Raw genomic sequence first — 12224 nt, forward strand, 5'->3', positions numbered from 1 at the left:
GGCGCAGGGCTGTAAAACGCTCGATTGAAACTACCGTTTCACGGCGACCCTACGCTTTGCTCAAAACTGGCGCAGTGAGCTCATTATGGTGCGTAACGCGCTTTTATGCTTCCCTCTCGCCACACCAGAAGCTCACCAGGCAGCATGGTCGTCCACACCTCGTTATGCGTCAGCGGCGCGGTGGCGATCACCGAGACCACGTCATCCGCGGTGGTGTGCTCGCTGAAATTGACCGTCATTTCGGCATCCGAAAGCTCCGCTTCGCCAAAGGGAGCGCGGCGGGTAATGTGGGCGAGTTTGGTCGAGCAGTAGCTATAAAGCGACTCACCGTCGGAGAGCAGCAGGTTGAAGACGCCAAGCCCTCTCAGGCGTTCGCAGAGCGTGTGTAAAAGCGCCGCTACCGGCTCGAAGGACGCTGGCGGCGTAGGGAACGCGCGGCGAAGCTCACTTAAGAGCCAGCAAAAGGCGTGCTCGCTGTCCGTCGAGCCGACGGGAGTGTAGACGTCGAGCGCAAGCTCCTGCCACCCCTCGAGCTGGCCGTTGTGGGCGTAGCACCAGGGGCGGCCCCACATTTCGCGGGTGAATGGATGGGTGTTGGCCAGGCGCACGCCGCCCACGTTGGCCTGGCGGATGTGGCTGATCACTACGTTGGATTTGATCGGGTAGTCGCAGATCAGCCGTGCGATGGGCGAATCCACCGACGGGTGCGGGTCGCGAAATTCGCGGTAGCCGCCCTCTTCGTAGAAAGCAATGCCCCAGCCGTCACGATGGGGGCCGGTACCGCCCCCGCGGTGCAGAAAGCCCGAGAAGCTAAAGCAGATATCCGTCGGCACGTTGGCGCTCATGCCCAAAAGCTCGCACATGGGGCTCTCCTTGCCAGGTTTTTAGCCTAGTTGATCACCGGCTCGCGGCGCTTGGTATCGCCACCCGCGTTTCGCGTCCTGGGCGCAGCACGTTTGGTGCCGGCGCTTCGCGGCGTGCGCGGTTGATCGTCATCGCCATCGTCTCGGCCGGTCGGGCCTCTTTTAGCCGTGCCACGCTTGGTCGAGGCGCGAGCGGCCGGACGGCGAACCCACCAAAGCGCCACGCCTATCAAGGCGCCCAAGGCGATACCGACCAGCAGCCAGACCAGCCCGCCCCACAGAGCCGAGGCGCTGTGTTCGAGAAAGCCAACCGCCGACACCATCGCCGCCGGTGCCCAACCGGTGTAGAACTCGTTCTCCTCGATCAGCGGCAGGCTAAAGCGCGCCGGTATCCACATCGCACCGGCCACCCCCCAGGTGAGCACCAGCCGCGGCAGGCGCGGTAAAAACGAAAACGCAAAGTACACCGCCAATAGCACTACCAGCGAAACCCCGTAATAACTTAGCCAGAGCAGTGACATTGAGCTTGTAAACAGCATAATACCCTCGTGTGGGTGAACGCACCCGCAGTTGATTTCCCGTTATGGTACCTGTCAATTTATGAAAGCACAGCCTGGCATGCGCAAAGACTCGCCCGTGGCGCGCTACTATCGCGCCGACGACCCCCACTGGCACTGGCTGGAGCAGCGCGACGCGAGTGAGGTCGACGCCTTTCTGACTGCGGCCAACGAGGAGCACCAGCGCTGGTTTCGCCCGCTCGAGGGGCTTGCCGACACGCTCTACCAGGAGAATCTTGCCCGGCGCGAGCTCGCCGTCAAAAGCCTTGAGACCGCACTCGACGTATTTACGTTCTGGAGTGAAACCGGCGAAGACGACGACTACCCGCGCTGGTGGCGCGCCCCGCTCGATAATCCCAGCGCCCCGGAGTGCTTTTTCGACGTGGTGGCGCGCGCAGAGGGGCACGCCTTTTTCGAGATCGGCGACATGGCGCTCACCCCGGACGAGCAGTGGCTTGCCTGGACGGAGGACACCCAGGGCGACGAGCGTTACACCCTTTGGCTGAAAGTGCTGCCCAACGGCGAGCCGCACAAGCTTGCAAGCGACATCGGCCCGGCGCTTTGCTGGGCAGAGGATCAAACCCCGCGCAGCGCTACGCTGCTGTTCACCCGCTTCGATGCCACCCAGCGCCCGGACAGCCTGTGGCGCTGCGCGGTAGATTTCGTCAACCCCACCCAGGATGCCCCGGCCACGCTGGTGCTGCGAGAAGACGACGCCGAGTTCTGGCTGGGCGTGGGCAAGACGCGCTCGAAGGCCTGGCTTTTGATCGAAACCAGCGCCAAGGACACTAGCGAGATCCTCGCCGTGCCCGCCGACGCCCCGGCCACGCCGCCCACCCTGCTGCATCGGCGCGTGAAAGGCGTCGAGGTGAGCATCGACCACCGCCCCGGCGCCTTCTACCGGTTGCAAAACCAGGCCGGCCCCCACTTTGCCCTGGACGTACTCGACGAGAACGCGCTGATCGATGAAGGCGCAGAAAGCGCCGAGTGGCAAACCCTGCTTGCCCACCGGATTGATCAAACCCTCGAAGGCGTGGACGCTTTCGCTTGGGGGCTGATCGTAGCCGAGCGCGACCATCATCAGGCGCAGACGCGGCTGCGCCGGCTGGTGCTCGAAGGCAACGGCGTCGTCACCAGCGACGAGCTGATCGAGCTGGTCGAGCTGCCCTGCTCTCAGCTGATGGAAGACGCCCCGCACTTCGACACCACCGTGGTGCATCTGCGCGAAGAGTCCTTCACCCGCCCGGCAAGCTGGTACGCGCTGGACCTGGACAGCGGCGAGCGCACGCTGCTTAAAACTCTGGCGGTACATGGAAGCCTTAACCCCGAACAGCTTGCTAGCCGCCGCCTTTGGGCCACGGCCTCTGACGGCGAGCGCGTACCGGTATCGATCGTGGCGCGGGCGGATCTGATCGACGCCCCGATGCCTACCCTGATTTATGGCTACGGCGCCTACGGCGAGCCGCTGGACCCCTGGTTCTCGATCGCCCGGCTTTCGCTTTTGGAGCGCGGCGTGGCGTTCGCCGTTGCCCACGTGCGTGGGGGCGGCGAACGTGGCGAACCCTGGTATTTGGACGGCAAGATGGCGCACAAGGAGAACAGCTTCACAGACTTTCTCGCGGCGCGTCAGGCGCTGGTCGACCAAGGCGCGAGTATTGAGGGCAGGATCGTTGCCTGTGGCGCCAGCGCCGGTGGGTTGTTAGTCGGCACCTGTATCAATCGCGCGCCCGAGGCGTTCTGCGCCGCCGTGCTGGACGTGCCTTTTCTCGACGTGCTGCGCACCATGCAAAACCCGGAGCTTCCGCTGACCACCGCCGAGTACAGCGAGTGGGGTAACCCGGCAGAGCCCGAGGTGTACGCGCGCATCCAGGGCTACTCGCCGGTCGATAACGTCACGCCCCAGGCTTACCCGGCGCTCTGGATCGAAGGCAGCTGGTTCGATACCCGCGTCAGCTACTGGGAGCCAGCCAAGTTCTATGCCCATGTGAGCAAAGCTCAGCAGGCCGATGCCCCGGTACTGCTCTATACCGACAGAGAGAGCGGCCATGGCGGCGCTTCCGGGCGCTTCAAGGCGTGGAAGGATGGCGCCCGCCAGGACGCGTTTATCCTGTGGGCGCTGGGCCTCACCGAGTAAGCCCGTACAACAACGTTCATTGCAGGATTCAAAAAAGCGCTCGCGGTTCTCCGCGAGCGCTTTTTATCGAGCGCCAATAATTATATGGAAACGTTTTCCAAAAATGCTTTTCAGGCGAACAGGAGTGCGCCATAATAGCCGTTAGTCGCATAGACGAAAGTTTTACAACTTAACGGCGCCTCGGCGCAGGAGAGCAGCATGAAGTATCAGGAACAGTTTCTGACCATTTGGGACACCCCGGCAGCGCAGACCAACCGCCAGGCAAAAGCCGCCAAACCGCGCGTCTCGCTTTTCAAGAGCCTTTCGCTGATGCTGGTGGCGCTCAAGCGCTAGCCGATCGGCAGCACGGCAATGATGTGCTCATCATAATCGCGCTCCGGCACGTCGAGCTCGGAAACCGCGAAGCCGCGCACACTGATGCCCTTGCGATGAACGCGCTCGGCGTCGTTGCTTAAAAGCGGGTGCCAGCCGGCCAGCTTGCGCCCTTCTGCCACCCGGCGGTAGCCGCAGGTCGCCGGTAGCCAGTTGAATTCACGCACCAGCGCCGGCGTTAGCTGGGTACAGTCCGGCACGGTGTCGAAGCGGTTCTCGTAGTCGCTGCACTGGCAGCTGTGCGTGTCGAGCAAACGACACGCCACGTTCAACACGGCGAGTTCGTTAGTGTCGTCGTCGTGAAACTTTAAAAGGCAGCACTGCCCGCAGCCGTCACAAAGCGCCTCCCACTCGTCGTCGGTCAGCTCCTCGAGGGTGTACTTTTCCCAGAAGCGTTCGCGCATGTCATCCTCGTTCATTTAGTGGGGCAAGCCCATTTCGCTTGAAAAGCCCTTGCCAGTCGAGGCGAGCTCTTCGAGACAATCACTCCACAGCGGCTCAAACTCCGCGTTGAGCCAGCGGTAATGATGGGCAAGCCAGGGCGTCAGCTCGGCTAGCCGATTGGGTCCCGAAAGCCGCTGTCCAATCCCCGCAATGGCGCGGCAGGTGAAGTCGAAATCGGCGTAGCGATGCAGCCAATCCTGCTTTATCAGCGCCGGCATCATCGCAGCTAGCCGGTTGGGGGCGCCTTCACGCTCGAGCAGCGTATAGAGGCGCGTCACCAGCGCTTCGAACTCAGTGGTTCCGATCAGCTCACGCGCTAAAAAGTGATCCCAAAGAACATCCAGCGCGATGCCGGCAACGCGGCGATGGCCCGCCGGCGCCACTGCCTTGACCCGCTTGACCCGCGCGTGGCTATCGACAAAGGCGTCGACCCGCCTATGGTGACGAATACCCGCCGCCACCGCCGACGGCCAAGGGGCAAGGTCGCTTCCCTTGACGCCATCGGCGATCACGTTGCCCAGCAAAAAGCCGTCGCTGCCCTGGCGGGCAAGCCAGGCGTGGGCCAGAAAGTTCATGAATGGCGATCGACGTGCGCGCGGTGGACGTCCAGCAGATACTCCTCTTTTGCCGGCGGCATCTGCAGGTAAAAGCCTTGGGTCTTGATCGCCTCTAGCACATCGCCGACATCGACCCGAGCGAGTTTTTTATCCGCGGTCAGAATCATGGTCAGCACCGCGATGGGCTTGCCAAAGGTTTCCATCAGCGCCTCGGGCACTGGTGCAAGTCCCTGACGCTTGTCCACGTAGAGATACATTTCTTCCTTGCGCGAGCTTTTGAATATCTCGCAGACCAGCTTGTCGCTCATGCTCCGCTCTCCTGTAGCGCTTGAGACAGCGCATCGTTCAAACACTCGCCCCGCCAGCCGCCGGGAAGCGTCGGCGTTTCACCGGCCATGTCCTGCATTACCAGCGCCTCGATGTCGCGTCGCCTGAGCAGCACTTCCGGGGCGATTTCCAGCGCCGCCGCCTTCGCGCTGATGACTTTCTTGAGCGCCTTGAAGCGACGCTTGAAAGCCGGCTGCGCCGGGTCCGGCCAGGGCGCGGGCAGCGCCTCTTCCGGGCAGTGGCGGGCCTGCTTGACGAACTCGAGCAGCGTATCGCCCTCTTTCTTGACGAAAGCCGGCTTTACGCCTTCGACGCCCGCTAGTTCGAAGCGGTTTTTGGGCATCGCCTCGGCCACGGCAAACAGAAGCTTGTCGCTGGCGAGCCAGTTGCGCGGCAAGTCACGCCGGCGGGTTTCGCCTTCACGCCAGGCCGTCATTCGCTGGTAGGCCTCGATCGCCCGGGGCGGCAGGCGCCAGAGCTGGCGCTGGCGAGTGTACCAGAGCGCGTCGCTTTCGCTGCTGCGCTCGGCCTGCTCCAGTACCGCTGCGCACTCCTCTGTTAGCCACTCCCGGCGGCCCAGGCTTTCGAGCTTGCCCGCCTGTAGTTCCCAAACCCGCAGCAGATAGATGACGTCGAGGGCGGCGTAGTCGCACTGGCTCGGCGTCAGCGGCCGGAGCAGCCAGTTCGAGCGCGTCTCCTCTTTCGGCAGCGTCTCGCCGACCCAGTGCTCGACCAGTTTTTGATACCCCATGGCGGGCACCTCGCTCAAAAGCGCCTGAGCGATCTGGGTATCCACCAGCGGCGTCGGCAGCACGCCCGCCCAAAGCTGGAAAATCTCCAGATCCTCGCTGCCCGCGTGCAGCAGTTTGAGCGCCTGGTTTTGCAATAGCGCCCTGAACGCTTGAGTGCAGGGTGTGGCGACCGGGTCGATCAGGTAGGCAAGATCGCCGGCGCAAAACTGAATCAGCGCCGGAATCGGAAAAAAGGTGTTTTCGCGGAAAAACTCCGTATCGAGTGCGATCACGCTGGCGGTCTCGACCTCCTGACAGGCGGCGTCGAGCTGCTCGGCGGTCTCGATCCATCGATAGGACGGTTGAGTTAAAACGGACACGGTAGACTTCCCTGTGGTGGCGCCAAAAGCGGCCTGGGTGGTAACGGTAAACGGCGCCTCACAGCAGGCTCGCCGCGGGCGCAAGGCAGACCTTCGAGCGTAATGTGGCTATTCGAGACCGAAAGGCAGGCGGCCATTGAACGCGCGGCTGAGCGTGCCGCCATCGACGTACTCGAGCTCGCCGCCCATGGGTACGCCGTAGGCGAGCCTGGAGAAGGCGACGCCATACTGGGCGAGCTGCGAGGCGATGTAGTGCGCGGTCGCCTCGCCTTCGACGGTGGGGTTGGTCGCCAGCACGATCTCGCGGATATTGCCGGCGCTGACGCGCTCCTCGAGCAGATCGAGCCCGATCGCTTCCGGACCGATACCGTCGAGCGGCGACAAATGGCCGTGAAGCACGAAGTAGCGCCCGCCAAAGCCGCCCGCCTCTTCGATGGCGAGCTGATCCGCCGGAGACTCCACTACGCAAAGCACGCTGTCGTCGCGCCGCGGGCTTTCGCACAGCGCGCACACCTCGGCTTCGGTGAGCGTGCGACAGCGCTGGCAGTAGCCTACCTCGCTAATGGCGCGCTCGATCACCTGGGACAGACGCTGGCCGCCCTCGCGCTCACGCTCGAGCAGATGCATGGCCATGCGTTGGGCGGTCTTCGGCCCAACGCCTGGCAGCACCCGAAACGCTTCGATGAGCTGTTCGATGAGCGGGGAAAAACGCATCGCTTAAAACGGCATCTTGAAGCCGGGCGGCAGATTCAGGCCCTGGGTGGCCTCTTCCATACGCGCCTTGGAGTTGGCTTCGACCTTGCGCACGGCGTCGTTGACCGCCGCGGCCAAGAGGTCTTCGAGCAGCTCCTTATCCTCTTCCAGCACGCTCGGGTCGATGGTGACGTCGCTCACATCGTGGCGACCGTTCATGGTGACTTTCACCATGCCCGCACCGGCCTCGCCGAAGACTTCGGCTTTCGCCGCTTCTTCCTGGACCTGCTGCATCTTTTCCTGCATTTCCTGGGCCTGCTTCATCAGGTTGCCCATTCCGCCTTTAAACATGGTGTCTACTCCCTGGTGGTCAATCGGTGCGGCTTGAAAGCTTAGCGTAAGCTGCAAACGCCGGGCTGTCATGGCGACGTCGAGGTTTTTGGCTTGACGCTCTCTTCGTTGAGCGTTGCGCCAAAGGCCTGACGTAGCTTCTGTATATTGGGGTCGCGCTGCAATAGATCAACGGCGCTGGCGTGGCGCTCGCGCTGAAAGCGCAGCGACTGGTCGCGTGGGGTTTCGAGCCGGGTGTCGAGCTCGCTTACCTCGAAGCTCACCACGCGCGAAAAGCCCTGACCGGCGAGCGCCTTCTCCAGGCGCTGCTGGTGTACGTCGGCCTGCATCGCCGACTGGCTCGGGTCCAGGGTCAGCACCAGCGTGCGCCCATCGTCGCTTGCCAGTTGACAGTGCGCAGCCAGGCTGCGGGTCAGGCCTCCAAGGCCGAGCGCGTCGAACAGCGCAAGCCACCCGGCGTGGTCGAGCCGCCCGCCGGGCGCCGGCGTACTCTCAACCGCCGTGGCTTTAGCCGCCGCTGCGTCGCTCGGCGCCTGCTCGTTGGCTAACTCTTCGGCCGGACGAGCTTGTGTCTGAGCGTTCTCGACGGGCGCATCCGGTTCAGGCGTCTCATGGTCAGACGCGCTTTCTGCAAAGGCGTTCTCGGACGGCACGTCCTGTACAGGCACGTCCTGCTCATCGAAGTCGGGCACGTCGGCGTCAACCGCGATTGGAGTATCCGGCACGAACGCCGGCGCGGCGGGCTCGGGCTCGGGCTCGGGCTCGGGCTCGGGCTCGGGAGCTTCAGTATGCGCGGCGGTGTCGTCCATCGCCCAGGGGGGCGGCGTTTGATCGACTGGGTCGTAAGTTTCCTGCGCCGGGCCGCTTTCGGGCGAGGGCTCGAGCGCCGCCGGTGCAGGATCAGGCTTTTTTGGCGCGTCGGCCGCCGGCTCGTCATTGGCGGGCGTGGACGTCGTTGCTTGCGCCATGGGTTCCGAGCGCAGCGGCAGCGGCGTTTTCGGCGGCCTGGGCACGCCCTGGGGGCGAAACGCCAGCATGCGCAAGAGCGTCATTTCCAGCGCGCTGCGCAGATCCGGAGCGTACTCCATGTCACCGCGGCCCTGAATACCGATCTGATAGTAGAGCTGGATATCCTCGGCGGTGAAGTGGCCCGCAAGCTCGAGAATGGTCTCGCGGTCGCCGTGGCTGTTATCCACCGCGCCGGGCACCATCTGGGCAACGGCTAGCCGGTGCAAAATACCGGTCAGGTCGTCGAGCACCGCGGCGAAGTCCGGCCCCTGCTCGGAAAGCGTGGCGATCTCGGCAAGAACCGCCTGTACATCGACCTCGGCCAGCGCCTTCGCCAGCGCCAGGATATGACGGTGATCGAGCGTGCCCAGCATCGCGGCGACATCGGCGTGGCGCACCGCGCCCTGGCCAAAGGCGATCGCCTGGTCGGTCAGGCTCATGGCGTCGCGCATCGAGCCTTCGGCGGCTTTACCCAACAGCCACAGCGCGCTTTCGTCGAAGGCCACGCCTTCCTGGCCCAGCACGAAGGTCAGGTGTTCGACCACCCGCTCCGGCGGCATGTGTTTGAGGGTGAACTGCAAACAGCGCGACAGCACCGTCGGCGGAAGCTTTTGCGGGTCGGTGGTGGCGAGCAGGAATTTAACGTGCGGCGGCGGCTCTTCCAGGGTTTTGAGCAGCGCGTTGAAACTGCTCGTCGAGAGCATGTGCACCTCATCGATGAGGTACACCTTGTAGCGGCCCTGGGTAGGCGCGTACTGCACGTTATCCAGAAGCTCGCGCGTGTCCTCGACCTTGGTGCGCGAGGCGGCGTCGACCTCGATCAAATCGACGAAGCGGCCTTCATCGATGGCGCGGCAGCTATCGCACTGCCCGCAGGGTGTCGAGGTAACGCCGTCGTCGCCTTCGCCATTGGCGGTGCAGTTTAAGCACTTGGCCAGAATGCGCGCCAGCGTCGTCTTGCCGACCCCGCGGGTGCCGGTGAACAGGTAGGCGTGATGAAGGCGCCCCTGGTCGAGGGCGTTGACCAGCGCGCGCTGAACATGGGTCTGCCCCACCAGCTCGTGAAACGTACGCGGGCGCCACTTGCGGGCCAGAACCTGATAGCTCATTGAGCACTATTTCCTTTGGCGGGCTGACGCCCCCGGCTGCTTGCGCCGGGGAGGCCACTTCAAACGATCTGTCGAATGGCGAGCGGCCATTCTAGCGGCTGGGAGGGAGCCCGCCAACCGCGGGCCGGTGTGCGGGTTACTCGCTCGGCGCGTCGCTGCCTTCAGATGCGCTGGCGCGCTGGCCGGCCTCCTTGATCAGCTTCTCGAGCTCACCGCTTTGATGCATTTCCATCACGATGTCGCAGCCGCCGACCAGCTCGCCTTCGACCCACAGCTGCGGGAACGTCGGCCAGTTGGCGACTTTGGGCAGTTCGCTGCGGATATCCGGGTTGTCCAGCACGTTAACGAACGCGAAACGCTCGCCGCAGCTCATCAGCGCCTGAACGGTTTGGGCGGAAAAGCCGCACTGGGGCAGTTGGGGCGTCCCCTTCATGTAGATCAGAATCGGGTTTTCGCTGATTTGGCGCTGGATGTTCTCAACCGTTGTGCTCATGGAGTGCTCCTTCGATCGGTGGCGCGTTCATCTAGTGTACGCAACTCATCACGTCTTTAAAGAGTACCGCCATAAAGCGGTACCTGAGTAAACTGCTCGGCTTTATCAAGCGCCCTATTCTACGCATGCAGGTGGCGTTGCGCATCCCCCGCGCCGTCGCTAGGATGGGGTATTTACCCGGAGAGACGTTATCATGGCGACCCGCCATTTTCTGACCCTGCTGGATCTGAGCCCGGACGAGCTCGACTACCTGATCGACCGCGCCATCACCATCAAGACCGAGCTCAAGGCCGAAGGCCCGGTTTACACGCCGTTCAAGAACCGGACGCTGGCGATGATTTTCGAAAAATCCTCGACCCGTACGCGCGTCTCGTTCGAGACCGGCATGACCCAGTTCGGTGGCCACGCGCTGTTCCTCTCGCCTCGCGATAGCCAGCTTGGTCGCGGCGAGCCGATCGAGGACACCGCGCGAGTGCTCTCGGAAATGGTCGACGCGGTGATGATTCGCACCTTCTCGCACAAAGGTATCGAAACCTTCGCCGGCGCAAGCTCGGTGCCCGTGATCAACGCTCTGAGCGACGATTACCACCCCTGCCAGCTGCTCGCCGACGTAATGACCTGGAAAGAGCACCGCGGCAGCGTCGAAGGCCGCACGGCGGTGTGGGTAGGCGATGGCAACAACATGTGCCACTCCTGGATCAACGCCGCGCGCCAGTTCGGCTTCAACCTGCACGTTTGCTGCCCGAAAGGCTACGAGCCGCGCGCCGACATCCTCGAAGCCGCAGGCGATCGCGTGACGCTGTTCCACGACCCGGTCGAGGCGACCCGTGGCGTCGATTTGATCACCACTGATGTATGGGCCTCCATGGGCCAGGAAGAGGAGCAGGCCAAACGCGAAGCCGACTTCGCCGGCTTCCAGGTCACCGAGGCGATGCTGGACGCCGCCGCCAATGACGTACTCTTCTTGCACTGCCTGCCCGCTCACCGCGGCGAAGAGATCAGCGAGACGCTGCTCGACGACCCTCGTGCAGTGGTTTGGCAAGAGGCCGGCAACCGGCTTCACGCGCAAAAAGCGCTGATGGAGTTTTTGCTGCTGGGCCGCATCGGCTAGGTTTTGGTGCGTCCGGTCACCGTGCCGGACGCTGCTTGAAGCCCTGAGCCTTTAACCCTGGGCTTAAGTAGCGCACACGAAAAAGCCCCGCTCGACGAGCGGGGCTTTTAAATCTGGTGGAGCCTAGCGGGATCGAACCGCTGACCTCAACACTGCCAGTGTTGCGCTCTCCCAGCTGAGCTAAGGCCCCAGAACAACCGGCGTTTTGTTGCCGAGTGCGCGGCGAATACTAAGCAAGAAATTGCCTTCAGTCAAGGCTTGCGCGGGTTTTATATTTACTAATTCTCCTTTGGCAAAAGCTATGGCACCCTAGGCTCGAACCCTAGGACCGAGCCCCAGGCCACCGACGGCAGAAAAAACGTCGAATAACACAACGTGTGAGTGCATGTATGCAGGAGCGACCACGTGATTAACGTTCTCATCGCCGACGACCACCATCTGGTAAGAAGCAGTATCGCGCACCTTTTGAACGAGGAGCGCGATATCACGATTGCAGGCGAAGCCGTCGACGGCGAAAACGCGGTCACGCTTTGTCGTCAGGTCAAGCCGGATCTGGTGTTGATGGATATCCGAATGCCCGGCATCGGCGGGTTGGAAGCGACCCGGCGCATCTGTCGCAGCATGAAAAACGTGCGCGTGCTGATTCTAACGGCCTACATGGAAGACAGCATTTTAAGGCGCATGCTGGAAGCCGGCGCCTCAGGCTTTCTGAGCAAGAGCGCCAACACCCAGGAGATGACCAAAGCAATCCGCGAGGTACACAGCGGCGGGCGCTACGTAAGCCAGGAGATCGCCCAGCGGTTGGCGCTTGCCCACTTCACTGAAGAGCGCAGCCCGTTTCGCCAGCTCTCGCCGCGCGAGCTTCAAATCGCGCTGATGATCGTCAACTGTCAGCGGGTCCAGGACATCTCCGAACGACTGCATTTGAGCCCTAAAACGGTGAACACCTACCGCTATCGTCTGTTCGACAAGCTGGCGGTGACCAGCGACGTGGAGCTGACCCATCTGGCGCTTCGCCACGGGCTGGTCGAGGGCTTTGACGCGCGCGAGGGTTAGGCCTAACATCCACTGCTCGCTCACGCAGATCCAGGTTC

At 63.0% G+C, this 12224-nt stretch carries 14 protein-coding genes and 1 tRNA gene; 4 read left to right on the forward strand and 11 right to left on the reverse strand.

All coding sequences use genetic code 11. From position 1 onward, the window contains the following. Nucleotides 1-83: 83 nt before the first annotated feature. Nucleotides 84-863 (reverse strand): class II glutamine amidotransferase, encoded by a 780-nt coding sequence (locus MQW23_RS14515; protein ID WP_252108923.1) that lies wholly within the window; start codon nucleotides 861-863, stop codon nucleotides 84-86. A gap of 26 nt (nucleotides 864-889) precedes the next feature. Beyond that, nucleotides 890-1402, reverse strand: a complete 513-nt coding sequence (locus tag MQW23_RS14520; RefSeq protein WP_252108924.1) for a hypothetical protein — start codon at nucleotides 1400-1402, stop codon at nucleotides 890-892. Nucleotides 1403-1463: 61 nt separating this feature from the next. Between MQW23_RS14520 and MQW23_RS14525 the strand changes: the two genes are divergently transcribed. Both MQW23_RS14525 and MQW23_RS19470 read left to right on the forward strand, forming a co-directional pair. Next, nucleotides 1464-3554, forward strand: coding sequence for a S9 family peptidase (locus tag MQW23_RS14525; protein ID WP_442908615.1), 2091 nt, complete (start codon nucleotides 1464-1466; stop codon nucleotides 3552-3554). A gap of 198 nt (nucleotides 3555-3752) precedes the next feature. Continuing rightward, nucleotides 3753-3887: a hypothetical protein gene (locus MQW23_RS19470; RefSeq protein ID WP_264297499.1), complete on the forward strand. Its 135-nt coding sequence runs from the start codon at nucleotides 3753-3755 to the stop codon at nucleotides 3885-3887. Here MQW23_RS19470 and MQW23_RS14530 read toward each other — a convergent pair. The 8 genes from MQW23_RS14530 to grxD form a co-directional block, all read right to left on the reverse strand. Beyond that, a complete protein-coding gene (locus MQW23_RS14530) occupies nucleotides 3884-4330 on the reverse strand; it encodes a YcgN family cysteine cluster protein (protein ID WP_252108926.1) in 447 nt (148 codons plus the stop codon). The two genes, MQW23_RS19470 and MQW23_RS14530, sit on opposite strands and share 4 nt — an antisense overlap. 15 nt (nucleotides 4331-4345) lie before the next feature. After that, nucleotides 4346-4945: an acyl carrier protein phosphodiesterase gene (locus tag MQW23_RS14535; protein WP_252108927.1), complete on the reverse strand. Its 600-nt coding sequence runs from the start codon at nucleotides 4943-4945 to the stop codon at nucleotides 4346-4348. Further along, on the reverse strand, nucleotides 4942-5235 hold the full coding sequence (locus tag MQW23_RS14540) for a YcgL domain-containing protein (protein WP_252108928.1): 294 nt from the start codon (nucleotides 5233-5235) through the stop codon (nucleotides 4942-4944). Before MQW23_RS14540 ends, MQW23_RS14535 begins: the two co-directional genes overlap by 4 nt. Beyond that, nucleotides 5232-6365 (reverse strand): ribonuclease D, encoded by a 1134-nt coding sequence (rnd, locus tag MQW23_RS14545; protein ID WP_252108929.1) that lies wholly within the window; start codon nucleotides 6363-6365, stop codon nucleotides 5232-5234. The genes MQW23_RS14540 and rnd overlap by 4 nt, the downstream gene beginning before the upstream one ends. A 108-nt stretch (nucleotides 6366-6473) precedes the next feature. Further along, nucleotides 6474-7079 (reverse strand): recombination mediator RecR, encoded by a 606-nt coding sequence (gene recR / locus MQW23_RS14550; protein ID WP_252108930.1) that lies wholly within the window; start codon nucleotides 7077-7079, stop codon nucleotides 6474-6476. A 3-nt stretch (nucleotides 7080-7082) separates the two neighbouring features. Beyond that, entirely contained in the window at nucleotides 7083-7409 is a 327-nt protein-coding gene (locus MQW23_RS14555) for a YbaB/EbfC family nucleoid-associated protein (protein ID WP_252108931.1), read from the reverse strand. Nucleotides 7410-7477: 68 nt separating this feature from the next. Next, nucleotides 7478-9526 (reverse strand): DNA polymerase III subunit gamma/tau, encoded by a 2049-nt coding sequence (dnaX, locus tag MQW23_RS14560; RefSeq protein ID WP_252108932.1) that lies wholly within the window; start codon nucleotides 9524-9526, stop codon nucleotides 7478-7480. Nucleotides 9527-9662: 136 nt separating this feature from the next. Next, nucleotides 9663-10019 carry a Grx4 family monothiol glutaredoxin gene (gene grxD / locus MQW23_RS14565; protein WP_252108933.1) on the reverse strand — a complete coding sequence of 119 codons (357 nt, stop codon included), beginning with the start codon at nucleotides 10017-10019 and terminating at the stop codon, nucleotides 9663-9665. Nucleotides 10020-10212: 193 nt separating this feature from the next. On the opposite strand from grxD, the gene argF reads away from it, so the two are divergent. After that, complete coding sequence (argF, locus tag MQW23_RS14570; protein WP_252108934.1) at nucleotides 10213-11130, forward strand: ornithine carbamoyltransferase; 918 nt, start codon at nucleotides 10213-10215, stop codon at nucleotides 11128-11130. Nucleotides 11131-11244: 114 nt separating this feature from the next. On the opposite strand, the gene MQW23_RS14575 is transcribed toward argF, so the two are convergent. After that, nucleotides 11245-11320 (reverse strand) — tRNA-Ala (locus tag MQW23_RS14575). Nucleotides 11321-11535: 215 nt separating this feature from the next. Between MQW23_RS14575 and uvrY the strand changes: the two genes are divergently transcribed. Further along, nucleotides 11536-12186: a UvrY/SirA/GacA family response regulator transcription factor gene (gene uvrY / locus MQW23_RS14580; RefSeq protein ID WP_252108935.1), complete on the forward strand. Its 651-nt coding sequence runs from the start codon at nucleotides 11536-11538 to the stop codon at nucleotides 12184-12186. The last annotated feature ends 38 nt before the right edge of the window (nucleotides 12187-12224 follow it).

This window comes from Halomonas sp. S3-1-1, from assembly GCF_023757625.1.
Taxonomy (GTDB): Bacteria; Pseudomonadota; Gammaproteobacteria; order Pseudomonadales; family Halomonadaceae; genus Vreelandella.

What these genes read in the sequence shown, in the direction of transcription:
- MQW23_RS14515 (WP_252108923.1), bottom strand. Translation starts at nt 863, where the DNA reads ATGTGCGAGCTTTTGGGCATGAGCGCCAACGTGCCGACGGATATCTGC.
- MQW23_RS14520 (WP_252108924.1), bottom strand. Translation starts at nt 1,402, where the DNA reads ATGCTGTTTACAAGCTCAATGTCACTGCTCTGGCTAAGTTATTACGGG.
- MQW23_RS14525 (WP_442908615.1), top strand. Translation starts at nt 1,464, where the DNA reads ATGAAAGCACAGCCTGGCATGCGCAAAGACTCGCCCGTGGCGCGCTAC.
- MQW23_RS19470 (WP_264297499.1), top strand. Translation starts at nt 3,753, where the DNA reads ATGAAGTATCAGGAACAGTTTCTGACCATTTGGGACACCCCGGCAGCG.
- MQW23_RS14530 (WP_252108926.1), bottom strand. Translation starts at nt 4,330, where the DNA reads ATGCGCGAACGCTTCTGGGAAAAGTACACCCTCGAGGAGCTGACCGAC.
- MQW23_RS14535 (WP_252108927.1), bottom strand. Translation starts at nt 4,945, where the DNA reads ATGAACTTTCTGGCCCACGCCTGGCTTGCCCGCCAGGGCAGCGACGGC.
- MQW23_RS14540 (WP_252108928.1), bottom strand. Translation starts at nt 5,235, where the DNA reads ATGAGCGACAAGCTGGTCTGCGAGATATTCAAAAGCTCGCGCAAGGAA.
- recR (WP_252108930.1), bottom strand. Translation starts at nt 7,079, where the DNA reads ATGCGTTTTTCCCCGCTCATCGAACAGCTCATCGAAGCGTTTCGGGTG.
- MQW23_RS14555 (WP_252108931.1), bottom strand. Translation starts at nt 7,409, where the DNA reads ATGTTTAAAGGCGGAATGGGCAACCTGATGAAGCAGGCCCAGGAAATG.
- dnaX (WP_252108932.1), bottom strand. Translation starts at nt 9,526, where the DNA reads ATGAGCTATCAGGTTCTGGCCCGCAAGTGGCGCCCGCGTACGTTTCAC.
- grxD (WP_252108933.1), bottom strand. Translation starts at nt 10,019, where the DNA reads ATGAGCACAACGGTTGAGAACATCCAGCGCCAAATCAGCGAAAACCCG.
- argF (WP_252108934.1), top strand. Translation starts at nt 10,213, where the DNA reads ATGGCGACCCGCCATTTTCTGACCCTGCTGGATCTGAGCCCGGACGAG.